The following is a 24,170-nucleotide window of genomic DNA, read 5'->3' as shown; positions in this document are numbered from 1 at the left end:
AGGTGTGGACCGCGCCCGGCTCAGGCAGACTGGGCTGCCGTGTTCCTGACCATCTCCACCACCCACCGGCCCGCGACCGATCTCGGTTTCCTGCTGCACAAGCATCCGGATCGCGCGCAGTCGGTGCCGGTCTCGGCGGGCACGGCGCATGTCTTCTACCCAACGGCCACCGAGACCGAGTGCACCGCGGCGCTGCTGGTCGAGGTCGACCCGGTCAAGCTGGTACGCGGCCGTCAGGAAGGCGGGCTGGCACAGTACGTCAACGACCGCCCGTACACCGCTGGTTCGCAACTGGCGGTAGCTCTGCGCGCGGCGTTCACCACGGCGATGACGGGGCGCTGTGCCGAGCGCCCTGAGCTGGCTGCGATGCCGATCCCACTCAGCGTGCGAGTGCCGTCGCTGCCGTCGTCCGGTGGCGCGGACCTGGTCGAGCGGTTGTTCCGGCCGCTCGGGTGGCAGGTGGACGCCGAGCCGATCGCCCTCGACCCACACTTCCATGACTGGGGCGAGTCGCGGTACCTCGACGTCGAACTGCGCGGGACGCTGCGGCTGGCCGACGCGCTCACCCAGCTCTATGTGCTGCTACCGGTGCTGGATGGCGGCAAGCACTACTGGGTCAGTGAGGACGAGGTGGACAAGCTGCTGCGTGCTGGCGATGCCTGGCTGGCAGGGCATCCAGAGCGGAAGCTGATCACGCGGCGCTACCTGGCGCGCTCCCGACCACTGGTCGGCGCGGCGCTGTCGCGCCTGGCGGAGTCGGACAACGTCGAGCCCGATGCGCTGGACGACGCACTCGCCGAACCAGTGGTGACCGAAGCGCCGGACCAGCCAGAACCGTTGGCGGCGCAGCGCAAGGGCAGCGTGCTCGCCGCGCTCAGGGCGTCCGGCGCCCGCCGTGTACTCGACCTGGGTTGTGGTTCTGGCGCACTGCTGCGCGTGCTGCTCACCGAACCGTCGTTCACCGAGATCGTCGGGGTGGACGTCTCGGCGCGGGCGCTCGAAGTCGCCGCACGCAACCTGCGGCTCGACAAGGACGACCGGCTCCGGTCGAGAGTGTCGCTGCGGCAATCGGCGCTGACCTACGTCGACCCAGCGCTCGCTGGCTACGACGCGGCGGTGCTGATGGAGGTGATCGAGCACATCGACGAGAGCAGACTCGACGCGCTGGAGCACGCCGTGTTCGGCGCGGCGAAGCCGGGAACGATCATCGTGACAACGCCGAACGCCGAGTACAACGTCCGGTTCGAGTCGCTGCCTGCCGGGCGCTTCCGGCATCCCGATCACCGCTTCGAGTGGGACCGCGCCCGCTTCGGCGAGTGGACGCGCCGCATCGCCGAGGCGCACGGCTACGACGTCCGGCTGCTGCCGGTTGGCGATGTGGACCCTGAGGTCGGTCCGCCAACGCAGTTGGCAGTGTTCACCAGGAAGGAGGGGGCGGCATGACCGAGAGGACTGCTCGCGGGTCCGCACCATCTCGTAGCGTGCTTGGCATTCCCGACATGGCGCTGGTGGTGCTGATCGGTGCGTCCGGCTCGGGCAAGTCGACCTTCGCGCGGCGGCACTTCGCGCCGACACAGGTGTTGAGCAGTGACTTCTTCCGCGGGCTCGTCTCGGACGACGAGAACGACCAATCCGCGTCGGCTGCGGCATTCGACGCGCTGCGCTACGTCGCGGGTAAGCGGCTCGCGGCGGGCAAGGTCACCGTCATCGACGCGACCAACGTACGGCGCGGTGACCGCGCCTCGCTGGTGAAGCTCGCCAAGGAGCACGACGTGTTGCCCACGGCGATCGTGCTGGACGTGCCGGAGTCGGTGTGCGTGCGGCGCAACGAGACGCGGCCCAATCGCGATTTCGGGGCGCACGTCGTCCGCAGGCATCGCGGCGAGCTGCGACGCTCGCTGAAGACGTTGCAGCGCGAGGGCTTCCGCCGGATCCACGTGCTACGCGGCGAGCAGGAGGTGGACGATGCCGAGATCGTGGTGGAGCCGCTGCACAACGACCGACGCGAGTTGACAGGCCCGTTCGACGTCATCGGCGACGTGCACGGTTGCCGTACCGAACTGGAGGAGTTGCTGGTCAAGCTCGGTTACGAGCTGGCACGAGACGACGCTGGCAGAGCGATCGGCGCCAGCCACCCGGAGGGCAGGACGGCGGTGTTCGTCGGCGACCTGGTGGACAGAGGACCGGATACCCCCGGCGTGCTGCGGCTGGTGATGGGCATGGTCGCGGCGGGTACCGCGTTGTGTGTGTGCGGCAACCACGAGCAGAAGCTGGCGCGGGCGCTGTCGGGGCACAAGGTGCGGGTCTCGCACGGACTCGCGGAGTCACTGGTGCAACTGGCCGAGGAGGACGACGAGTTCACCAAGCGGGCCGCCACGTTCTGCGACGAGCTGATCGCGCACTACGTGCTCGATGGCGGCAAGCTAGTCGTCAGCCACGCGGGGCTGCCCGAGCGCTACCACGGCCGCGCGTCGGGCAGGGTGCGCTCCTTCGCGCTCTACGGCGACACCACCGGCGAGACCGACGAGTACGGCCTGCCGGTGCGCTACCCCTGGGCGAACGACTACCGGGGCAGGGCCATGGTGCTCTACGGGCACACGCCGGTACCGGAGGCCCAGTGGGTGAACAACACGCTGTGCCTGGACACCGGTTGCACATTCGGCGGCAAGCTCACCGCGCTGCGCTACCCGGAGCGCGCGCTGGTGGACGTCGCGGCGCACCGGGTCTACTACGAGCCGGTCAAGCCGCTCCAGCCGCAGCCCGACAGGGACACGCGCCGCGACCCGGCGACGCTCGCGCTGACCGACGTCACCGGAAAGCGGGTACTCCAGACGGCGAGCCACGGCCGCATCGGGGTGTCCGCTGAGCAGTCGGCCACCGCGTTGGAGGTGATGAGCCGGTTTGCCCTCGACCCACGGTGGCTGGCGTACTTGCCGCCAACGATGGCGCCGAGCGCGACCAGCGGTCGCGAAGGCTACCTGGAGCACCCGGACGAGGCGTTCGCCGAGTTCCGCACGGCGGGCGTGGCGCGGGTCGTGTGCCAGGAGAAGCACATGGGCTCCCGAGCGGTGCTGCTGGTCTGCCGGGATGCGTCGGTGGCGCCCGCTCGGTTCGGCATCGAGGGCCCCGGCGCGGTCTATACCAGGACGGGCCGCGGCTTCTTTGACGACGACCGCACGGCGAGCCTGCTCGACCGGGTCCGTGCCGCCACCGAGAAGTCCGGGCTGTGGGATGAGCTGGACACTGGCTGGCTGCTGCTGGACGCCGAGCTGATGCCGTGGAACCTCAAGGCGGGTGCGTTGATCGCCAACCAGTACGCGGCCGTCGGCGCGGCGGGCGGCGCCATGCTTCCAGCAGCCGTCTCCGCACTGGACGACGTCGTGGCCAGGGGCATCGACGTCGGTGACCTGCTCGCCCGCACGCGGAGCAGGGCGGACGCCCTGGAGCGCTACCGGGACGCCTACCGCCGCTACTGCTGGCAGACCGAGGCGCTGTCCGGTGTGCGGCTGGCGCCGTTCCAGGTGCTGGCGGCCGAGGGTGCCGCGTTCCACGAGCGCCCCCACTCGTGGCACCTCGACCTGCTTGGCAGGCTGCGCGAGGCCGATCCTGACCTGTTCGCGGCCACCGCCACCAGAGACGTCGACACCACCGACCCGGACCAGGTGGCCGAGGCCGTCGGGTGGTGGGAGCGGCTGACCGAGTCAGGTGGCGAGGGCATGGTCGTCAAGCCAGCCGCCAACCTGACCAGGGCGAAGCGTGGGCTGGTGCAGCCGGGCGTGAAGGTGCGCGGCAGGGAGTATCTGCGGATCATCTACGGGCCCGACTACACGATGCCGGAGAACTTGGAGCGGCTGCGATCCCGTGGGCTCGGTCGCAAGCGGGCGCTGGCGTTGCGAGAGTATGCGCTCGGCCTTGAGGCGCTGGAGCGGCTGGCGCGGGGCGAGCCGCTCTGGCGCGTGCACGAGTGCGTGTTCGCGGTGCTCGCGTTGGAGTCCGACCCGGTCGACCCGCGCCTGTAGCCGGAGCGCGGGTCAGGACTCCCGCTTGTCCTCAGCGTCGGTGTCGTCGTCGCGGTGCCGCTCGGGTTCGTCCCGCTGCTCGGACTCCTCGAAGCTGGCAGGCACCCGCTTGAGGTGCTTGGTCATCGACCGCACAAGGAATACGACCGCGACCAGGAACAAGATCAGCACGACGAGGCCGACCGGCGACGCCTTGCCCTCGTCCTCGTCGCGCACTGGCTCCTCCTGCTGCGCGACGACGATGGCCGTCGTCTGCGCGTGCGGGACCGGCCCGGCGAGGCCGGGCAGCAGCATCGTCATGAGTGTGCCTTCCGGTCGATGCCCGCGAACAGGTCGTCCTCGGGCAGGGTGCTGTCCACGAACGACTGGACCAGCTCGTACTCCTCGGTCGGCCACACCTCGCGCTGCATCTCGAGCGGCACGGCGAACCAGCGGCTGTTCGGGTCGATCTGGGTGGCGTGGGCCTTGAGGGCGTCGTCGCGGTACTCGAAGTAGTCGGCGCACTCGACCCTGGTGGTCACCCGCTCCATCACATCGGCCTTGTCCGGATCCCACCTGCCGAGCCACTCGCCGTACGGCGAGTCCAGCCCGCGCGCGAGCAGGCCCTCGTGGAACGTCGTGATCTTGGCGCGGGAGAAGCCGTGTGAGTAGTACAGCTTCAGGGGCTGCCACGGCTCCCCAGCGTCGGGGAACCGCTCGGGATCGGCCGCCGCCTCGAACGCGGCGACCGAGATCTCGTGGCAACGGATGTGATCGGGGTGCGGGTAGCCACCGTTCTCGTCGTAGGTGACGACGACGTGCGGGCGGAACTCCCTGATCTCGGCCACCAGCGCCTCGGTGGGCTCCTCGATCGGCACGACGGCGAAGCTGCCCTCCGGCAACGGCGGCATCGGCTCGCCTTCTGGCAGGCCGGAGTCGATGAAGCCGAGCCAGCGGTGGCTCACGCCGAGAATCTTCGCGGCGCGCGCCATCTCCTCGCGGCGGACCTCGGTGAGGTTGGCATGCACCTCCGGCCGGTCCATGGCCGAATTGAGCACGCTGCCCGCCTCGCCACCGGTGCAGGTCACCACCCTGACGTCGTGGCCTTCCGCGACGTAGCGGGCCATGGTGGCCGCGCCCTTACTCGACTCGTCGTCAGGATGTGCGTGCACCGCCATCAGGCGCAGCCCGTCCTGCCCATCCGCCCCCTGCGTGGTGACGTGCTTGTCGTCGGTCACCCTCGACACCCTTCTCTCGCTGTGCTCGACCCAGCTGTGTCCCATTCACAGGTCGGGCTGTTCACCACCGCGTGTCCGGTCGCTCATGCTCCTCACCGGCAGCGAGCCGTCGCGGCCCACCCTGCGGGCGGGCCCCACCGGCTCACTCGTGAACAGCCGACCGGGGATACTGTGCATTGTCCTCGTCCCAACGACAGCAACGGCCGGGAGGGTAGGTCCATTCCGTGAGCACACCCCAGCCGCTGGCCGACCGCTACGGAACAGCCCGATCGTCAGGCAAGACCAAGCGCGGTGCCATCCTCTTCGGTGCCCTCGCCGTGATCGTCAGCGCCGCCATCGCCTACGTCGCGTTCCGCCTGATTGGCTCGGATCCGCTCTCGGCTGAACGCGTCGCTTTCACTGTGCGACCAGACAATACGATGGAAGTCACGCTCGACGTCGAGCGGAACGAGCCGGAGCGGCCCGCGGTGTGCGTGGTGCGTGTGAGGGACATCAGTGGGGCGGAAACCGGCAGGCGAGAGGTCTACGTTCCCCCATCGGAGGGCAGCGTACGGCTACGTACGGTGATCACTAGCGGGTCACCCCCGGTCACGGCCGATGTGTTCGGTTGCACATATTCCGTTCCGGATTATCTGTCAAGACCATAGCGGCCAACGGAGTGAATCCAGCGGCGAATGCCGCATGCTGATTAGTGAGAGCGGCATTTGACCCGCTCAGCGTGCTATCCTCATGTTCTGGCACGGCCCGATCGGGCCGTGTCTTTCCTTATATGTGTTGCGGAGGCGACACGGCCGGCACGAAGCCCGTGCCGGTACGTACGACGAGGAGATGGTGACCGTGAGCGACACCAAGGTGACCTGGCTGACCCAGGATGCCTACGACAGGCTCAAGCAGGAGCTCGATGAGCTGATCGAAAATCGCCCGGTCATCGCCGCGAAGATCAACGACAGTCGCGAAGAGGGTGACCTCAAGGAGAACGGTGGTTACCACGCCGCTCGTGAGGAACAGGGGCAGCAGGAGGCCCGCATCCGGCACCTGCAGGAGCTGCTGCGCACCGCCAAGGTCGGCGAGGCACCCAAGAATGACGGTCGCGCGGAACCGGGCATGGTTCTCACCATCCGCTACGACGGGGATGACGATGAGGAGACCTTCTTGCTCGCGACCCGTGAGGAAGGCGGCGGCGGCGACATCGAGGTGTACTCCCCCGAATCCCCTCTCGGCGACGCGCTGCTCGGCGCAGCGGAGGGCGAGTCACGGGAGTACGAGCTGCCCAACGGCAACAAGCAGAAGGTCACACTGATCAAAGTCGTGCCCTACGGCGGCTGAGAACCCCACGTCTTGAACGGATCGCGCGTCTCTGCCTGATGCATAAGTCGGGCTATTCACGGCTACACGTCGCGTTGATACAGGGCCTCACTTGAAGTCTGTGGCCGCAGGCACCCTCCGGGCGCCCCGTCCACAGACTCGTGAATAGCCCTTCAGGTCAGGGGCGCGCGATCCGTTCGAGTAACGGCCTGATTCTGGGCCGCACCGGCGTCGACAGCGCGATCGACGTCGACGTCCTGCGCACGCCAGGAACGTCGACCACGGTGTCGATCACCCGCTGCAGATCGTCGTTGGACCGCGCCACCATCCGCACGAACAGGTCCCCTTGCCCGGTGGTGGCGTGCACCTCGCACACCTCGTCGATCGCGGCGAGCGCTCCCGCCACTTCCTGCCGCCTGCCCTGGGCGATCTCCAGCACCGCGAAGGCGGTCAGCGCGTAGCCGATCGACGCGAGGTCGACGTCCGGCGGGAAACCGCGCAACATCCCACCCGAAGCGAGCCGGTCGAGCCGCGCCTGCACCGTCCCGCGCGCCACGCCGAGCCTGCGGGCGCATTCCAGCACGCTCAACCGAGGCTCGTCGGCGAGCAACAGCAACAGCTCGGCGTCGAGCGCGTCCACCCGCTCTCCGGCCACGTCAAGCCACCTCCTCCCAGGTACGCAGACTGTTCAGTCTGACGGCTATTAACCCGCGATCATCATACAGATTGCACAGCCAAGACGACGTCGATTGCACATGATGCTACTCCCGGCGCATGCTGGCTACACCGCAGGAGAAACCGCACCCACGAGGAGCCAGCGATGACACACACCGTGAGCCGTTCGCCAGACCAGCTCGACGACGTTAGCTACGACCAACTGCGCCAGCTCGTTGGCCTCGTCGACCACGACCCGAGCAAGGACCCGTTCCCCGTCAAAGCCATGGACGCGGTCGTGTTCGTCTCCGGGAACGCCACGCAGACCGCGCTGTTCTATCAGTTCGCGTTCGGCATGAAGCTCGTCGCCTACACCGGGCCGGAGCACGGCACCGCCGATCACAAGGCGTATGTGCTCACCTCGGGCTCAGCCAGGTTCGTGATCAAGGGCGGGGTGAAGCCGGACTCACCGCTGCTCGACCACCACCGCAAGCACGGCGACGGCGTCGTGGACCTCGCACTGGAGGTCGCCGACGTCGACAAGTGCATCGCACACGCCCGCTCGTGCGGCGCCACGGTGCTGGACGAGCCGCACGACGTCTCCGATGAGCACGGCACCGTCCGCATGGCCGCGATCGCGACGTACGGCGAAACCCGCCACACGCTCATCGACCGGTCCCGCTACACCGGCCCGTACCTGCCCGGTTACGTCGCCCGCGAAAGCGGCCTGCAACGGCCGGCAGGGGCACCGAAGCGGCTGTTCCAGGCCATCGACCACTGCGTCGGCAACGTCGAGCTCGGCAAGATGGACTACTGGGTCGACTTCTACAACCGCGTCATGGGCTTCGTGAACATGGCGGAGTTCGTCGGCGACGATATCGCCACGGAATACTCGGCGTTGATGAGCAAGGTCGTCTCGAACGGCAACCACCGCGTGAAGTTCCCGCTCAACGAGCCCGCGATCGCGAAGAAGCGCTCGCAGATCGACGAATACCTGGAGTTCTACGGCGGGCCTGGCTGCCAGCACATCGCGCTGGCCACCAACGACATCATCACCACGATCACCCAGATGCGCGCCGCTGGCGTCGAGTTCCTCGCCGTGCCCGACTCGTACTACGACGATCCCGCGCTGCGGGAGCGCATCGGCGAGGTACGGGTGCCGATCGAGACGCTGAAGGAGCACGGCATCCTCGTCGACCGCGATGAGGACGGCTATCTGCTGCAGATGTTCACCAAGCCGATCGGTGACCGCCCGACGGTGTTCTTCGAACTGATCGAGCGGCACGGCTCGCTCGGCTTCGGCATCGGCAATTTCAAGGCGTTGTTCGAGGCGATCGAGCGCGAGCAGGAACGCAGGGGCAATCTCTGAGGGTATGCCCACAATCCGGCGGCGGACCCAGTAAGGTCTCCCGGAAACCGCAGGGGAGATTCCCGGGAGATTAGGGGGACGTCGTGACCAACCCATACCCGCAGCAGCCGCACGACCCGTACGGCCAAGGCCAGCAGGGCGGCTATGGCCCTGGTATGGGCCCCGGCATGCCAGGGCCGTACGGCGCGGGCATGCCGCCTGGTCCGCCGCCGGACAACAACCTGGTGTGGGGCATCCTCACCACGGTCATGTGCTGTCTGCCGCTCGGCATCGTGTCAATCGTCAAGGCCAACGAAGTCAACAAGCTGTGGTATCAGGGGCAATACGAGGCAGCGCAGAAGTCGGCGTCTGACGCGGGCAAATGGGCGATGTGGAGCGCGATCGCATCGGTCGTGATCGTCGTCATCGTGTTCGTCTTCGTCATCGCCGCCGGCGCGTTCTCGGTGAGCACGTACTCGACGTCGTACTAGCTGGCGATGACTCTCATCGGCTCTGGCGTCCGCGCCCTGAGCGCCGACTACTCCGGGCATCCGGTGCGAGGCGCGCGTGACACTCTGCGCGCCCTCGCGCCGCCGCTGGCCGTCGCCGCCGGTGGTGTCGCCGTGTGCGCCGTCGTGCTCGCTGGCGACCCCACCACGCCGGGCGGCCCGCTGCCGGTGTGCCCGTCGAAGACCCTGTTCGGCATTGTCTGCCCGGGCTGCGGCGGGATGCGCATGCTCTACAGCGCGCTGCACGGCGACATCGGCGCAGCGTTGCACTACAACGCGGTGTCGTTCGTGATCGGGTTCCTGCTGGTGTGGAGCGCGGTGGCGTGGACGGTGAGCAGACTGCGCGGCAGGCGGGTGCGCAGCTGGCTGCACTATCGGTGGGCGCCGCTGGCGTTCGCCGTGGTGTTCAGCGTGTGGTTCGTGATCAGAAACCTGCCGTTCGCCCCGTTCGACGCGCTCTACGTGTAGGGCGAGGCTGCTGCTTACGGCCGGTAGAAGCCCTTGTCACCGTCATGGGTGTTGTCGCTGTCGTTGCCACCGTGAGTCGGCAGCTCACTGCCATCCACGCACCCGCCGACCAGCTCCACGTGATCGGCGTGCCGGATGTAGGTACCCGGGTCGGCACAGGTGGCCTGCTGCACGGTGAACAACGCCGCTCCGGCCAGGGCAACGGCTGAGGCCACGCCGACGAGCAGCGATACCCCACCTGTAGCGCGGGTTGCCCGCGATGCCCTGTTCCCCCGAATCATCCGTTCTCCCACGTCGACAGCTCGTTGTGGTTGTCCAGCGTACCGGGTGCCCCCTGGGCGACATGAGGCGCGTCTCACACGTGGCATGATCCGCGGGTATGGACCTCGTCAGCATTGACCAGATCGAGGCCGCTCGGGACCTGCTTTCCGACGTGGTGCGCAAGACGCCGATGGAGCACGCCAGGGACCTCGCCCGGCTGCACAACGGCGACGTCTACCTCAAGTGCGAGACGCTGCAGCGCACCGGGTCGTTCAAGATCAGGGGCGCCTACACGCGTATCCACGGCCTCTCGGCGACCGAACGCGAGCGGGGCGTCGTCGCGGTCAGCGCCGGCAACCACGCGCAGGGTGTCGCGCTGGCGGCATCGCTGATCGGCACGCGGGCGACGGTGTTCATGCCAGAGCGCGCCCCACTGCCGAAGGTCGCGGCGACCAGGGGCTACGGCGCCGAAGTGCATCTGGTCGGCACAGAGTTGACCGAGACGTTCGCCGCCGCGACGGCCTTCGCCGAGCGTGAGGGGTCGGTGTTCATCCACCCGTTCGACCACCCGGACATCATCGCGGGCCAGGGCACCGTCGGCCTGGAGATCCTGGACCAGGTGCCGGACGCCGCGACGGTGATCGTGCCGACCGGTGGCGGCGGCCTGCTCGCGGGCGTTGGCGCGGCGATGGCCGCCCGCAGGCCGGACGTCAAGGTGGTCGGCGTGCAGGCGTCGGGCGCGGCGGCGTACCCGCCGTCGCTGTCCGCGGGGCACCCGGTGCCGCTGGGGTCGACCAACACCATGGCCGATGGGATCGCGGTCGGCCAGCTCGGCGAGGTGAGCTTCGGGCACGTGTCCTCACTGGCCCACGATGTCGTCACCGTCAGCGAGGAGTCGCTGTCCCGGGCGGTGCTGCTCTGCCTGGAACGCCGCAAGCTGGTGGTGGAACCGGCGGGTGCGGCGGGCGTCGCGGCGCTGCTGGAGCATCCGCGCGCGTTCGAGCCGCCGATCGTGTCGATCCTGTCCGGCGGCAACGTCGACCCGCTGCTCCTGCTGCGGATCATCCGGCACGGTATGACCGCTGGCGGCCGGTATCTCTCGCTGCGGCTGCGCGTCCGCGATCGGCCTGGTTCGCTTGGCGAGATCTTGACAACGGTGGGCAAGCTGGGCGCGAACGTCCTCGACGTCGAGCACTCCCGGACGGCGGGCGCACTGGAACTGGACGAGGTCGAGGTGTCACTGAACCTGGAGACGCGCGGCCCGGAGCACCGAGCCGAGGTCGCGGCCGAACTGCAGAACTCCGGCTACACGGTGATCTCGTAAGCGCTACCCCAGCGCCGCCGTCAGGTCCGCCATGAGGTCATCGGCGTTCTCTATGCCGACGGAGATACGCAGCAGCCCAGACGGCACCTGAAGCTGTGATCCGTCCACGCTGGCGTGCGTCATCCGACCGGGATGCTCGATCAGCGACTCGATGCCGCCCAGCGACTCCGCGAGCAGGAACAGCTTCGTCTTGGCCGCGACGTCGAGGGCACGCTGTTCACCACCCGCCACGGTGAACGACACCATCCCGCCGAACCGTCGCATCTGCTTCGCCGCCAGAACGTGTCCAGGGTGCTCGGCAAGGCCCGGATAGTACACCTCGGTGATGCCCTCGTGCTCGGCGAGCGCCCGCGCGATCCGCTCGGCGTTGTCGCAGTGCCGCTCCATCCGCACGGCCAGGGTCTTCATGCCGCGCAGCGTCAGCCAGCTGTCGAACGGACCAGGCACCGCACCGGCGGAGTTACGCAGGAAGAACAACTCCTCGCGCATCTCGTCGGAGTTCGTCACCACCGCACCGCCGACGACGTCGGAGTGCCCGCCGAGGTACTTCGTCGTGGAGTGCACCACGATGTCCGCGCCTAGCCCGATCGGCTGCTGGAGGTACGGCGTCGCGAAGGTGTTGTCGACGACGAGCTGCGCGCCACCGGAGTGGGCGACGTCGGCAAGCCCGGCGATGTCGGCGATACCGAGCAGCGGGTTGCTGGGCGTCTCGCACCACACGAGCTTGGTCTCCGGCCGCAGTGCCGCGCGCACCTCGTCAAGCGAGGACATGTCGGCGACCGTGTAGTCGACGCCCCAGCCAGTGAGCACCTTGTCGATCAGCCGGAACGTGCCGCCGTAGGCGTCGTTGCCGAGCACGAGGTGATCGCCGGGCCGCAACGCGATCCGCAGCACCGCGTCGCTGGCTGCCATCCCGGACGCGAACGCGACACAGTGCGCGGCGTCCTCCAGCGCGGCGAGCGCGTCCTCCATGACGGTGCGGGTGGGGTTGGCGGTGCGGGAGTACTCGTAGCCCTCGCGCGTACCACCGACGCCGTCCTGCGCGTAGGTCGACGTCTGGAAAATCGGCGTGATCACCGCGCCTGTCCGGGGATCAGGCTCCTGTCCTGCGTGGATGGCGCGGGTTTCGAATCCGAGGTGTGAGCTGTCGTCGACCATGGCATCGAGGGTATTCCCGGCTCACGCTCTTGGTGGCTGCGGCCCCTGCTGTGGGTAGCCCTGTGGTGGCTGCATCGGATAGCCCTGCTGTGGGTAGCCCTGCGGCGGGTACCACGGCTGCTGCGGATACGGCACGGGTGACACGCTCGCCTTGGCGTAGCGGATGTACCGCCTCGTCGGCGGCACCACGCTCAGCACGGCGGCGAGAATGCCGATCAGCAACAAGTAGCCGACGCGGCCCGATTGCGACTTGAACACAATCCCCAGGTATGAACCAGGATTTGAGCTGAGCAACACAGTGACGATGAACGTCACGTAGAGCGCCACGACGGACCCTACGACTACGTAGCCACCACTGATCTGCTTGGCGAACAACAGGATGGCACCGATCACGGCCGCCACTGCGCACGGCAGCCGTAACAGCAGCATGACAACGGTGTCCTGCGACAAAACCTCGACGTAATCGAACGCGTCGAACATGCTGATGACAAGGCCGCCGGCGAAGACCACGCTGCTGATACCTGCCATCACCAACGAGGTGTGTGAAGGTGGTTGCGGACCGGGCACCCCAGGGAAGCTCGGTTGCTGCGGATACCACGGCTGGTTCATGTGTCCTCCCCACCACGACGCATCGCCGTCGTCATTCAGCCCTGTTCGACCTCGGCGGCCGAGACCTTACCCACTCACACCGTCGCCTGACCGCGCATCGGCACCAACGCGAGCGCGAGCATCACCACCGCGAGGACCAGCGCGACCACCGCGATATGCCGAACCTCGGTGAGACCTGACATCGCCAGTTCGGGCGTCACGCCACGTGGCGCGGTCGACGTCCTCGACAAGACGTAGGCGATGCCGCCGATGCTCAACACCGCACCGGTCGCGACCGTCCAGCGCCCAGAAGCCTTGCTGGCGAGCAGCAGGATGCCGCCGCCAAGCAGTAGCACGGAGATCACCACCAGCACGACGAACACCACGGCACCGACCGGGTCCAGCGTGTTCGCCTCGGCCAGTTCGAGGCCGCCGACGACGGCGAAAAGTCCGCCGATCACGCCGTACAACACGGCGAGCACGCCTGCGATCAGGCCGCACCAGTTCATCAACCGCTCCCGTCAGGACAGCCGGAAGCCGCACGCCACCGGATTCGTCGGTGAGCGTGCGGCTCGGCCGGAAGGTCGATCAGCCCTGGTACGGCGGCTGCTGGCCGTAACCTGGTTGCTGGCCCTGCTGGCTGTAGTCACCGTACGGCGCGGGCTGCTGCGGGAAGCCACCGGACGGCGGCCCCTGCTGCCCGAATCCGCCAGCGGGCGGGCCTTGCTGCGCGCCGGGCTGGGCGAAGCCACCCGACGGTGGGCCCTGCTGCGGGAAGCCCGCCGGAGGTGATCCCTGCGGCGGCATCTGGCCGTAACCCTGCGGCGCACCTTGTGGCGGCATCTGGCCATAGCCAGGGGGCGGGCCCTGCGGGGGCATCCCCGGCTGACCGTAACCAGGCGGCGGGCCCTGCTGCGAGAAGCTGGGCGGCGGCATCTGGCCGTAACCAGGGGGCGGCCCCTGAGGCGGCATCCCCGGCTGGCCGTAGCCCTGCGGCATGCCCGGCTGCCCGAACCCGGCGGGACCACCTGGCCCGTCGGGTGCCGCCGTGACGACGACCGTGTGCACCAGCTTGTCCGCGAACGTCTGCTTCTTGTCGTCGAACAGCGGCCACAGGTAGCCGATGCCGAACTCGAGGTTGTGCGCCAAATCGCGCACGAAGGCGCTGCCTGCACCGATCGGCTGGCCGGTGTTCTCGCTGACCAGCTTGAGCTTCATGATCTTCTTGCCCCAGGACTGCCCGGTCTTGCCCTGCAGGATCCAGCGGTTGTAGATGGTGAACCCCAGCCAGCCGAGGTAGGCGAGCACGACCAGGATCCCGCCGACCGTCGCGTCGGCGATCGCCACGAGACCACACAAGATCACGACCAGCAGCGGAATGCCATGGTCGATCAGCAACCCTGCCGCACGCGGAGCCCACTCGGCGAGCTGGCCCACCGGCGCCCCGCCCATCGGCGGCGGGAATCCGGGCGGCGCGCCGAACCCTGGTGGCTGACCGGGCGGCGGACCCCCGAACTGCCCCGGCGGTGGCCCCTGCGGCGGCATGCCAGGACCACCCGGCTGACCCTGGTACGGGTCAAAGCCGGGTGGCGGCTGCTGACCGAAACCGGCGGGTGGCGACGCGGGCTGCGACATCGCGCCCGGGTTGTCCGCCGCGCTCGGCGGCGGCGTGTACGGAATCGCCGACGGCTGTTGCGTGGGCGAGACCAGCTGCGTGGACTCGGCGTTCTGTCCCTGTCCACCGCCAGGCTGCTGCCCAGGCGAGACGAACTGCGTCGCGTTCGCCTCCTGCCCCTGGTCCTGCCCTGACGGCTGCCCTGGCTGAACGACCTGCGTAGGCTCCGGCGCATCGCCGAAGGGGACGTCCTGCTGTTGCTGTTCACCGCCCGGCGGAACCTGGTCTTGCTGCTGTGGATTCGGTGGTTCGGGAGCACTCATGTGGGCTCAATCCCCTTAGCGATTACGTGAAACTCTCACTCGCGGCACACGCTAGCGGATAGCCGCCGTCCTCGCCGGGATTACCCCACGGATCAGTGGCGTCAGCCGCCCGCTAGGAACGCGAGCAGGTCCTGCCGGGTGATGACGCCGACCGGTTTGCCGTCTATCAGCACCAATGCCCCATCAGCATCGACCAGCGCGGCACTCACCGCCGTGATCGGCTCACCCGCCCCGATCGTGGGGAGCGGGGCCGACATGTGGCGGTCCAGCCGGTCCGCGAGCTCCGCTTTGCCGGAGAACAGCGCGTCGAGCAGTTCGCGCTCGTTCACGGCACCGACGACCTCGGCGGCCATCACCGGCGGCTCCGCGCTGACCACCGGCATCTGGCTGACGCCGAACTCGCGCAAGATGGATACCGCCTCGGCGACGGTCTCCGTCGGATGGGTGTGCACCAGCTCTGGCAGCGTGCCGTCCTTGCGCCGCAACACATCGCCGACGGTGGCGTCGGTCGAACCGGGGGGCAGAAAGCCGTAGGAGGCCATCCAAGAGTCGTTGAACACCTTGGTCAGGTAGCCCCTGCCGCCGTCAGGCAGCAGCACCACGATCACCGCGTCCGAACGCCCCTCCGCGGCGAGTCGTTCCGCCAGCCGGACCGACGCCGCGACCGCCATGCCGCACGATCCGCCGACGAGCAGTCCCTCCTGCTCCGCCAGTTCCCTGGTGGTGGTGAAGGAGTCGGTGTCACTGATCGCGATGATCTCGTCGGCGATGTTCCGGTCGTAGGTTTCCGGCCAGAAGTCCTCACCGACGCCTTCCACCAGGTACGGACGTCCCGTCCCACCGGAGTAGACCGAGCCCTCCGGGTCCGCGCCGATGATCTGCACCGAGCCGTCGGACACCTCCTTGAGGTACTTGCCGGTGCCGCTGATCGTGCCACCCGTGCCGACCCCGGCGACGAAGTGCGTGATCGCGCCGCCGGTCTGCTGCCACAGCTCGGGTCCGGTGGTCTCGTAATGACTCCGAGGGTTGTTCGGGTTGGAGTACTGGTCGGGTTTCCACGCGCCCTCGATCTCGGTCACCAGCCGATCGGAGACGCTGTAGTAGGAGTCGGGGTGGTCCGGCGGCACCGCGGTCGGGCACACCACGACCTCGGCACTGTATGCCTTGAGGACGTTGCGCTTGTCCTCGCTGACCTTGTCAGGGCATACGAACACGCAGCGATACCCCTTGCGCTGGGCGACCATCGCCAGCCCGACGCCGGTGTTGCCGGACGTCGGCTCCACGATGGTGCCGCCTGGCTTGAGTTCGCCGGACCGCTCCGCCGCCTCGATCATGCGCACGGCGATGCGGTCCTTGACGCTGCCCCCCGGGTTGAAGTACTCGACCTTAGCCAGCACCGTCGGCGCGTTGCCGTCGGCGTCTTTGGCGATGTGCGCGGTTAGCGCGTTCAGCTTCACCAGCGGGGTGTCGCCCACCAGATCGATCACATGCTCGGCGTAGTCCACCAGGGTTCCTCTGCTTTCACACGGCGCTCGTGGCGCCTCGGCTCTTCTGCAGGCAGCCTAGCCGCGAACGGCCCCGTTTTGCTGCTCCCCAAACCGGCCGATTCACGGCGCGTCGCTCCGGGCGTCCACCCGTGCGAGTGATGCCTGGGGTGCCATGGAGATGCTCGTACTGGCCCTAGCCGCCAGGAACGTGGCCTTCACGACACCCACCGCACGTTAGGCGGAGCGCCCATAGCGACCCGTCAGTAAGGCGTGCACGATGTACGCAACGCATTCTCGCTAGAAGGAGACCCCGTTATGCCTGAAGCTGTGATCGTGTCGACCGCCCGTTCTCCCATCGGGCGTGCGGGCAAGGGATCACTGGTGGACATGCGCCCCGACGATCTCACCGTGCAGATGGTGCGGGCCGCGCTGGGCAAGGTGCCGCAGCTCGACCCGTCCCAGATCGACGACCTGATGCTCGGCTGCGGCCTGCCCGGCGGCGAGCAGGGCTTCAACATGGGACGTTCGGTCGCCGTGCAGCTCGGCTACGACCACCTGCCGGGCACGACCATCACCCGGTACTGCTCGTCCAGCCTGCAGACCACCCGGATGGCGATGCACGCGATCAAGGCCGGTGAGGGGGACGTCTTCATCTCGGCCGGTGTCGAGGCGGTGTCGCGGTTCGCCAAGGGCAGCTCCGACTCGCTGCCGGACACCCACAACCCGCTCTTCGCCGACGCCGAGGCGCGCACAGCGCAGGTCGCCGCTGAGGGCGCCGACAGCTGGACCGACCCGCGTGAGCAGGGCCTGGTGCCTGACGTCTACATCCCGATGGGCCAGACCGCCGAGAACCTGGCGCGGTTGAAGGGCATCACCCGCGAGCAGATGGACGAGTTCGGCGTCCGCTCGCAGAACCTCGCCGAGAAGGCCATCGCGGACGGTTTCTGGGCCAAGGACATCACCCCGGTCACGTTGCCGGACGGCACCGTGGTCGACGCCGACGACGGCCCGCGCGCGGGCGTGACGCTGGAGGGCGTGTCCGGGCTGAAGCCGGTGTTCCGCCCGGACGGCCGCATCACGGCGGCCAACGCCTGCCCGCTCAACGACGGCGCCGCCGCGGTGGTCGTCATGTCCGACACCAAGGCCGCCGAGCTGGGCATCACGCCGCTGGCGCGGGTCGTCTCGACCGGCGTGACCGGCCTGTCGCCGGAGATCATGGGCCTCGGTCCCGTTGAGGCGTCCAAGCAGGCGCTCAAGCGTGCCGGCATGAGCATCAGCGACATCGACCTCGTTGAGATCAACGAGGCGTTCGCCGCGCAGGTCATTCCGTCGTACCAAGAACTCGGTATCGACATCGAGCGTCTGAACGTCAACGGCGGCGCGATCGCCGTCGGCCACCCGTTCGGCATGACCGGCGCGCGGATCACCTCGACACTGATCAACTCGTTGCGTCACCACGACAAGCAGTTCGGTCTCGAGACGATGTGCGTCGGCGGTGGTCAGGGCATGGCGATGGTGCTTGAGCGTATGAGCTGAGTGCGACTCGCGAGCGCCAACGCGAACAGGGGCGCCGGTCCATACGGACTCGGCGCCCCCCTGTCGCGTTCGCGTGCGGTTACTCGCTCTGCAGCAGCCAGAGCAGGCGGATCATCTCGAAGTACAGCCAGACCAGCGTGGTCATCAGGCCGAACGCGGCGAACCACGCCCACTTCTGCGGCATGCCCGCGCGGATCATGCCGTCGGCCATGTCGAAGTCGAGCAGCAGCATAAACGCTGCGATACCGATGAACACGAGTCCGATGATGATGCCGAGCGGGCCGCCGCCACGGACACCAAGGTCGATTCCGACGAAGCTCAGCAACAGGTTCACGACGATGAGCCCGAAAGCGGCCGCCGCGGCGCCGATAACCCACTTGCGCAGCTTCGGGGTCACCTTCACCGCGCCGGTCTTGTACACCGTGAGCATCGTGATGAACACCAGCGCCGTGCCGAGGATCGCCTGCAACGCCACCCCGGGCACCATCAGCTCGAAGATCCCCGTGATGGCACCGAGGAATACGCCCTCGACGGCGGAGTACGCCAGCGTCAGCCCAGCGCTCGCCTTCTGTTTGAACGAGATGTACAGCGCGAGGCCGAGACCCGCCAGCAGCGCGACGATCATCACGCCGAAGACCGCGCCGGACGATCCGCCCGCCACGATCTCCGACCGTGCCCAGATCGCGGTAATGACGCCGGTGAGCAGCGCGGTGCCGATCGAGGCACCAGTCTTCATCACGACGTCGTCGACGGTCATCGGCCGGTCGTCGGCACCCGTCGCGGTCTGCGGGGCGCCGTAACCCGGCTGGTCGTAGCCCGCATACGGCGCGCCTGCGGCACTGCCGACAGGCAGATTGCGGAACGCGGGGTTGCTACTGGTTCGCACTGAGCCCTCCTGGACCTCTCAAGCATGCATGTCGCTAGCGCCTGCAACGAGTACAACGACCGCGCGTTCCGGCCAGTTCCCGTCGCGCCACGACACCCTACTCGGGCGTTCTACTCCGTTGAGCACGGACAGGCCAGGTCCGCCCAACGACCGCGACGGCGGGAGGTTCCGCATCACCTACGGACATCACTCGCGTTGATACTCACACAAGATGCCGTAGCCAGCAGGAACACCAGTGGACCAGAATGACCCTCACACGGCGTAGTCACTACACCACGTATCACCCTCGGCGAAGGAGCACCAACGATGACCACCTACCTCGTGACAGGAGCAACCGGCCTGATCGGCAGGCATCTCGTCGAGCTGATCCTCGCGGATGAGGACACCGAACGGGTGTGGGTGACGGTCCGGGCGAGTTCGCAGCACAAGCTCACCGACATCGCCAAGAGCTGGCCGAACGCCGAGAAGGTCACCCCGGTCGTCGGCGACATAGCGCAGGACCTCGCCGGGGTGTCGCTTGAAGACATCGAGCAACTGCGTGGCACGGTCGACAACGTCGTGCACCTCGCCGCGCTCTACGACATCACCGCGGACGACGAGACCAGCATCAGGGCCAACGTCGACGGCACGGCGAACGTCATCGCGCTCAGCCGCTCCATCGAGGCCGGCTGCCTGCATCATGTGTCCTCGGTCGCCGTCGCGGGCGACTTCGAGGGCACCTTCACCGAGGACATGTTCGACGAGGGCCAGCGGCTGCCGACCGCGTACCACCGCACCAAGTTCGAATCGGAACGCCTGGTGCGCGAGCAGACCGACGTCCCGTGGCGCGTCTACCGGCCCGCGATCGTGGTCGGCAACTCGCAGACCGGCGAGATGGACAAGATCGACGGTCCGTACTACCTGTTCCCCACCATCTCCCGGCTGTCGTCGTTGCCGAACCTGCCCACCATGGCGCCCGACCTCGGTGACACCAACATCGTGCCGGTGGACTACGTCGCGGCGGCGATGCACCTGCTCATCACCAAGCGAAACCTGGACAACCGCGTCTTCCACCTGGTCAACCCCGAGCCGCAGCCGACGATCGGAGTGTTCAACGCCTTCGCCCGCGCGGCTGGTGCGCCCACTATCAGCGCGGAGATCGGCGGCGACGTCGGCAAGAGCCTGTTGCAGCTGGTCAAGCTGACCGAGCACATCCCAGGAGTGACGATCGCCCGCGATGCTGTCATGGAGCGCGTCGGCATGCCACCGGTCCTGCTGGATCACCTGAACTTCCCGTCGGTGTTCTCGTCGGCGGCCACCCGCAAGGAGCTGGCGGGGCAGGTCGAGGTGCCCCGGCTGCAGGACTACGCGACGACACTGTGGGCGTACTGGGCGGAAAACCTCGACCCGTTCCGCGCTCGCAAGCATGGCCCACGCGGGAACCTCGACGGCAGGACCATCGTCATTACCGGCGCGTCGTCCGGCATCGGCCGCGCCACCGCGCTCAAGGTGGCGAGCGAGGGCGGCATCCCGCTGCTCGTCGCGCGCCGGGAGCACGAGCTGGAAGAGGTGCGCGACGAGATTGTCGCGGCTGGCGGCAAGGCGTCGGTGTATCCGTGCGACCTGACCGACGACGAGTCGGTGCGCAAGAACGTCGAGCGGATGCTCGCCGATCACGGCCGCGTCGACATGCTGGTCAACAACGCTGGCCGCTCCATCCGGCGCTCGATCAGGTTGTCTTACGACCGCTTCCACGATTACGAGCGCGCGATGGCGATCAACTACTTCGGCGCGGTGCGGATGATCCTCGCGCTGCTTCCACACATGAGCGAGCGCAAGTTCGGCCACATCGTCAACATCTCGTCGATCGGCGTGCAGGGCATCGCACCCCGCTTCTCGGCGTATGTCGCGTCGAAGGCCGCGCTGGACTACTTCACCAAGATCGCGGCGGTGGAGATGCACGGCGACGGCGTCTCGTTCACGACGATCCACATGCCGCTGGTGCGTACGCCGATGATCCGGCCGACCAAGATCTACGACGCCTTCCCGACGAAGTCGCCGGACGACGCGGCGGGGATGGTGGTGCACGCGCTGAAGAACCGCCCGAAGCACATCGGCACCCCTGCGGGTCAACTGATCAACACCGCGTACAAGTTCTCGCCTGGGCTGTCGGATGCGGTGGCATACCAGGCGTACCGGGTCTTCCCCGACTCGGTCGCCGCCGGTGGCGACAACCGGCTCAAGATCGGCCGCGGCGAGAAGCACCTCGGCAAGGCGGCCAACGCGCTGGTCAAGCTCACCCGCGGCTTCCACTGGTAACCCGCTCGACGCAGGGTCGTGAGTGCTGATCACGGTTAGAACTCGGATCCGCACTCACGACGCCTGTGTCGGCAGGGGCACAAGTGACAGACGGTAACGATGTGTGCGCAAGACCTGCACGAGTTCGGGGGTACCGTGGGTCTGCCATGACAACGGTCCGTGCGCAGGTAGCGTCAGGGCATGACTTCGCCCAGCCCGAAGCGAGACAGCGCCCGTTCGCAAGCCCGTTCGCAGGCCGGGTCGCAAGGACCGTCTCAATCCGGGGCACAGGCCCGCTCACAGGCGCTGCCGCAGGCCCCGTCCCAGCGCGAGTTCGCCCACCACTGGAACGGCTATGACCGCCAGCAGGTGCGGGAGTATCTGGAGCAGATAGACGAAGCCATGCGCCAGCTGCGTGCCGAGCGCGATCAGGCGCTGGAGCAGGTCAACGCCGTCACGCAGGAGCTCGAAACCGAGCGCGAGGAAACCGGCAAGCTGCGCAAGCGCGTCGACGAGCTGATGGTGCCGCCGGAGAACCTCGAGGATCTCGACCAGCGCATGCAGCGGGTCGGCCACCTCGCCTATCTGCAGGCAGAGGAGGTCACCACCAGGGCGCAGACAGCGGCCGAGGAGAACTGGAAGGAGACCGCGAAGGCGTCCATCGCGCTGCGCGAGCGGTACCGGTCGCTGCTCAAGGAACTGGACACCCAGGCGGAGGCGCTGCACGCCGAGCACCGCACCGCGCTGGAGCAGACCCGCGCCGAGGTCCAGGAGCTGACGGTCGACGCCGTCAAGCGGCGCGAGAAGCTTGACGAGGAGGCCGAGCGCAAGCGCCGCGCCATTGAGCAGGAGTTCGAGGCGAACATGGCGCAGCAGCGCGCCGAGTTGGAGAAGTACATCGCCGACCAGCGCACCGCGAGCAAGAACCAGGCCGAGAAGCGGCTCGCTGAGGCGTCGGCCGAGGCCAAGAAGCGCCTCGCGGAAGCCACCAACGAGGCCGACCGCAGGCTCAAGGAGGCCAACGCCGTCGTCGCGCGGCTCACCGCGCTCTCCCAGGACGCCCACGGCAAGCTCCGCAAGGCCGACGAGGTGCTGTCCGGCGCGGAGATCACGCTTGAGCCGACCGAGGAAGAACAGCAGCCGGTGCCGCGCGCCGAGAACGCCGACGGCGATGGCGACGGCGGCAAGACCGACGACGGCCACGGTGCCGACGGCCAAGCCGACTCCAGCAGCCAGGCCGACTCCGGTACCAACTCCGGCCAGCAGTCCTCACAGGACGGTAGGAGCCCGCAACCCGCTGGCGCGCGGCAGCAGGGCCACTGACGCCGTCCACTGTGGAACTGACCAGGAAGAATCCGGCCATGGGGGCACGATCGTGGTGAAAACCCAACTTTCCGACCTAGCGACCTCACGCAGCGTGTGAGGATCATCACCCTCACTGGTCCCTGGCCGCCGGTGACCCCGGTGGCGCCTGGAGGAGGTAAGGGTGAAACGCCAACGACTGTCCTTTGCGGTCGCCGCGGTCACAGCCATCGCCGTCGTGCTCGGCGGCGGCACCGCGACCGGCCAACCCGGCGGCGAGGACCGCGCCGACCGCGCCACGGCCGAGTACCTGGTGTCCGGCGCGCGCGGTGTCGACGCGCGCAGCGAGGTCGCGGGCACCGGCGCCGTGATCAACTCGACGGAGCACGGCACGCTGAACATCACCGCCACGCCCGGTGAGGTGCGCGAACTCCGCGAGCTCGGCTACCAGGTAGAACGGCAGGCGGCCCGCGAGCGCGCCAGCGAGCCGTCCGCGATGGACTTTCCGCCGGAAGACTCGGGATTCCACAATTACGACGAGATGATGGCCGAGATCGACAAGGCGGTCGCGGATCATCCGAGCCTGATCAGCAAGCAGGTCATCGGCACGTCCTATGAGGGCAGGGACATCCTGGCGCTCAAGATCTCCGACAACCCCGATGTCGACGAGGACGAGCCCGAGGTGCTGTTCACCCACCAGCAACACGCCCGCGAGCACCTCACCGTCGAGATGGCGCTGTACTCGATGAACCTGTTCACCGATTCGTACGGGTCGGACGCCACGATCACCGACATGGTCAACAGCCGCGAGATCTGGATCGTGCCGACCATGAACCCGGACGGCAGTGAGTACGACATCGAGACCGGCTCCTATCGCGGCTGGCGCAAGAACCGCCAGCCCAACTCGGGATCGAGCTACGTCGGCACCGACCTGAACCGCAACTGGGCCTACAAGTGGGGCTGTTGCGGCGGCTCGTCTGGCAATCCCAGCAGTGACACCTACCGAGGCTCGGCGCCAGAGTCGTCGCCGGAGGTCAAGCTGGTCGCCGACTTCGTACGCAGCCGCGTCGTCGGCGGCGAGCAGCAGATCACCGTCGCGATCGACTTCCACACCTTCAGCGAGCTGATCCTCTGGCCCTACGGCTACACCTACGACGACACCGCGCCCGGCCTTGACGCCGACGATCACAAGGTGTTCTCGACGCTCGGCGAGGAGATGGCGGCGACGAACGGTTACACCCCCGAGCAGTCGTCCGACCTCTACATCACCGACGGCACGATCGACGACTGGCTGTGGGGCGATCAGCGCATCTACGGCTACACGTTCGAGATGTACCCGCGTTCGGGTGGCCTCGACGGCTTTTACCCCGACGACGAGGTCATCGACAGGGAGACCAGCCGCAACAAGGAGGCGATGCTGCATCTGCTCTCCTACGCCGACTGCCCGCCGCGCGTCATCGGTCAGAACTGCGATGGCGGCTCCGAGCCGCCGCCGGACGACACGGTGTTCGAGAACCTCGACAACGTCGACATCCCGGATAACGGTCCCGCGGCCTACAGCGACGTCGCGGTGAGCGGCGTCGACGGCAACGCCCCGACCGACCTGCAGGTCAAGGTCGACATCGTGCACAGCTACCGGGGTGATCTGGTGATCGACCTCGTCGCACCGGACGGCACCGACTACCGGCTCAAGGACGCCAGCTACTGGGATGGCGCCGACGACGTGCATGCCACCTACACGGTGGATGCCGCCAGCGAAACCGCGGATGGCACCTGGCGACTCCGGGTGCGGGACACCTACTCGTACGACACCGGCTACATCGACGCGGTACGCCTGACGTTCTGACCGACGGTTGGATCGCATGACCTGACGGTCAAATCTGACGACCGGCA

22 protein-coding genes are annotated in these 24,170 nt (G+C 67.8%); 12 read left to right on the top strand and 10 right to left on the bottom strand.

Going from position 1 to position 24,170, the window contains the following annotated elements; all coding sequences use genetic code 11:
* The first annotated feature begins 39 nt into the window (after window positions 1-39).
* Together AMYHA_RS09085 and AMYHA_RS09080 are read left to right on the top strand one after the other, a co-directional pair.
* Window positions 40-1,443: a 3' terminal RNA ribose 2'-O-methyltransferase Hen1 gene (locus AMYHA_RS09085; protein WP_034269975.1), complete on the top strand. Its 1,404-nt coding sequence runs from the start codon at window positions 40-42 to the stop codon at window positions 1,441-1,443.
* Window positions 1,440-4,019, top strand: coding sequence for a polynucleotide kinase-phosphatase (locus AMYHA_RS09080; RefSeq protein ID WP_051399703.1), 2,580 nt, complete (start codon window positions 1,440-1,442; stop codon window positions 4,017-4,019). The genes AMYHA_RS09085 and AMYHA_RS09080 overlap by 4 nt, the downstream gene beginning before the upstream one ends.
* A gap of 12 nt (window positions 4,020-4,031) precedes the next feature.
* Here the strand turns inward: AMYHA_RS09080 and AMYHA_RS09075 are convergent, their stop codons facing one another.
* Window positions 4,032-4,313: a hypothetical protein gene (locus tag AMYHA_RS09075; protein ID WP_231104675.1), complete on the bottom strand. Its 282-nt coding sequence runs from the start codon at window positions 4,311-4,313 to the stop codon at window positions 4,032-4,034.
* A 2-nt stretch (window positions 4,314-4,315) separates the two neighbouring features.
* Window positions 4,316-5,176, bottom strand: a complete 861-nt coding sequence (gene mca, locus AMYHA_RS09070) for a mycothiol conjugate amidase Mca (protein ID WP_084037566.1) — start codon at window positions 5,174-5,176, stop codon at window positions 4,316-4,318.
* Window positions 5,177-5,460: 284 nt separating this feature from the next.
* Here mca and AMYHA_RS09065 point away from each other — a divergent pair, with 284 nt between their 5' ends.
* Complete coding sequence (locus AMYHA_RS09065; protein WP_034269969.1) at window positions 5,461-5,883, top strand: DUF4307 domain-containing protein; 423 nt, start codon at window positions 5,461-5,463, stop codon at window positions 5,881-5,883.
* A gap of 184 nt (window positions 5,884-6,067) precedes the next feature.
* Window positions 6,068-6,562: a transcription elongation factor GreA gene (greA, locus tag AMYHA_RS09060; RefSeq protein WP_034276476.1), complete on the top strand. Its 495-nt coding sequence runs from the start codon at window positions 6,068-6,070 to the stop codon at window positions 6,560-6,562.
* 157 nt (window positions 6,563-6,719) lie between these two features.
* Here greA and AMYHA_RS09055 read toward each other — a convergent pair whose 3' ends face one another.
* Window positions 6,720-7,196, bottom strand: coding sequence for an Lrp/AsnC family transcriptional regulator (locus tag AMYHA_RS09055; RefSeq protein WP_034269966.1), 477 nt, complete (start codon window positions 7,194-7,196; stop codon window positions 6,720-6,722).
* 165 nt (window positions 7,197-7,361) lie between these two features.
* Here AMYHA_RS09055 and hppD point away from each other — a divergent pair, with 165 nt between their 5' ends.
* The 3 genes from hppD (at window position 7,362) to AMYHA_RS09040 (ending at window position 9,520) form a co-directional block, all read left to right on the top strand.
* Window positions 7,362-8,564: a 4-hydroxyphenylpyruvate dioxygenase gene (hppD, locus tag AMYHA_RS09050; RefSeq protein ID WP_034269963.1), complete on the top strand. Its 1,203-nt coding sequence runs from the start codon at window positions 7,362-7,364 to the stop codon at window positions 8,562-8,564.
* Between the two features lie 155 nt (window positions 8,565-8,719).
* A complete protein-coding gene (locus AMYHA_RS09045) occupies window positions 8,720-9,034 on the top strand; it encodes a CD225/dispanin family protein (RefSeq protein WP_084037565.1) in 315 nt (104 codons plus the stop codon).
* Between the two features lie 6 nt (window positions 9,035-9,040).
* Window positions 9,041-9,520 (top strand): DUF2752 domain-containing protein, encoded by a 480-nt coding sequence (locus tag AMYHA_RS09040; RefSeq protein WP_034269957.1) that lies wholly within the window; start codon window positions 9,041-9,043, stop codon window positions 9,518-9,520.
* 14 nt (window positions 9,521-9,534) lie between these two features.
* On the opposite strand, the gene AMYHA_RS09035 is transcribed toward AMYHA_RS09040, so the two are convergent.
* Window positions 9,535-9,801: a hypothetical protein gene (locus AMYHA_RS09035; RefSeq protein WP_034269954.1), complete on the bottom strand. Its 267-nt coding sequence runs from the start codon at window positions 9,799-9,801 to the stop codon at window positions 9,535-9,537.
* A 98-nt stretch (window positions 9,802-9,899) separates the two neighbouring features.
* Here AMYHA_RS09035 and ilvA point away from each other — a divergent pair, with 98 nt between their 5' ends.
* Window positions 9,900-11,105, top strand: coding sequence for a threonine ammonia-lyase (ilvA, locus tag AMYHA_RS09030; RefSeq protein WP_034269951.1), 1,206 nt, complete (start codon window positions 9,900-9,902; stop codon window positions 11,103-11,105).
* Window positions 11,106-11,108: 3 nt separating this feature from the next.
* On the opposite strand, the gene AMYHA_RS09025 is transcribed toward ilvA, so the two are convergent.
* From AMYHA_RS09025 to AMYHA_RS09005, 5 genes are all read right to left on the bottom strand, one after another.
* Window positions 11,109-12,263, bottom strand: coding sequence for a cystathionine gamma-synthase (locus AMYHA_RS09025; RefSeq protein WP_034269948.1), 1,155 nt, complete (start codon window positions 12,261-12,263; stop codon window positions 11,109-11,111).
* A 21-nt stretch (window positions 12,264-12,284) separates the two neighbouring features.
* Window positions 12,285-12,872 (bottom strand): hypothetical protein, encoded by a 588-nt coding sequence (locus tag AMYHA_RS09020; protein WP_034269946.1) that lies wholly within the window; start codon window positions 12,870-12,872, stop codon window positions 12,285-12,287.
* Between the two features lie 74 nt (window positions 12,873-12,946).
* Window positions 12,947-13,360: a hypothetical protein gene (locus AMYHA_RS09015; protein ID WP_034269944.1), complete on the bottom strand. Its 414-nt coding sequence runs from the start codon at window positions 13,358-13,360 to the stop codon at window positions 12,947-12,949.
* A 79-nt stretch (window positions 13,361-13,439) separates the two neighbouring features.
* Window positions 13,440-14,789 carry an RDD family protein gene (locus AMYHA_RS27535; RefSeq protein WP_051399701.1) on the bottom strand — a complete coding sequence of 450 codons (1,350 nt, stop codon included), beginning with the start codon at window positions 14,787-14,789 and terminating at the stop codon, window positions 13,440-13,442.
* Window positions 14,790-14,890: 101 nt separating this feature from the next.
* A complete protein-coding gene (locus AMYHA_RS09005; RefSeq protein WP_034269941.1) occupies window positions 14,891-16,294 on the bottom strand; it encodes a cystathionine beta-synthase in 1,404 nt (467 codons plus the stop codon).
* Between the two features lie 297 nt (window positions 16,295-16,591).
* On the opposite strand from AMYHA_RS09005, the gene AMYHA_RS09000 reads away from it, so the two are divergent.
* The gene (locus AMYHA_RS09000; RefSeq protein WP_034269938.1) at window positions 16,592-17,812 is read left to right on the top strand and encodes an acetyl-CoA C-acetyltransferase; all 1,221 of its coding nucleotides are present in this window, start codon (window positions 16,592-16,594) and stop codon (window positions 17,810-17,812) included.
* A gap of 79 nt (window positions 17,813-17,891) precedes the next feature.
* Here AMYHA_RS09000 and AMYHA_RS08995 read toward each other — a convergent pair whose 3' ends face one another.
* Window positions 17,892-18,698 carry a Bax inhibitor-1/YccA family protein gene (locus AMYHA_RS08995; RefSeq protein WP_034269936.1) on the bottom strand — a complete coding sequence of 269 codons (807 nt, stop codon included), beginning with the start codon at window positions 18,696-18,698 and terminating at the stop codon, window positions 17,892-17,894.
* Window positions 18,699-19,004: 306 nt separating this feature from the next.
* Here AMYHA_RS08995 and AMYHA_RS08990 point away from each other — a divergent pair, with 306 nt between their 5' ends.
* From AMYHA_RS08990 to AMYHA_RS08980, 3 genes are all read left to right on the top strand, one after another.
* The gene (locus tag AMYHA_RS08990; protein WP_034269933.1) at window positions 19,005-20,996 is read left to right on the top strand and encodes an SDR family oxidoreductase; all 1,992 of its coding nucleotides are present in this window, start codon (window positions 19,005-19,007) and stop codon (window positions 20,994-20,996) included.
* A gap of 180 nt (window positions 20,997-21,176) precedes the next feature.
* Complete coding sequence (locus tag AMYHA_RS08985; protein WP_084036994.1) at window positions 21,177-22,298, top strand: DivIVA domain-containing protein; 1,122 nt, start codon at window positions 21,177-21,179, stop codon at window positions 22,296-22,298.
* A 163-nt stretch (window positions 22,299-22,461) separates the two neighbouring features.
* Window positions 22,462-24,123, top strand: a complete 1,662-nt coding sequence (locus tag AMYHA_RS08980; RefSeq protein WP_034269931.1) for a M14 family zinc carboxypeptidase — start codon at window positions 22,462-22,464, stop codon at window positions 24,121-24,123.
* Window positions 24,124-24,170: the final 47 nt, after the last annotated feature.

The sequence above is a fragment of the Haloechinothrix halophila YIM 93223 genome (assembly GCF_000504245.1).
In the GTDB taxonomy this organism is placed as follows: Bacteria; Actinomycetota; Actinomycetes; order Mycobacteriales; family Pseudonocardiaceae; genus Haloechinothrix_A; species Haloechinothrix_A halophila.
Note: the sequence above shows the minus strand (reverse complement) of the source record. Positions and strands in the feature narration are given on the sequence as shown.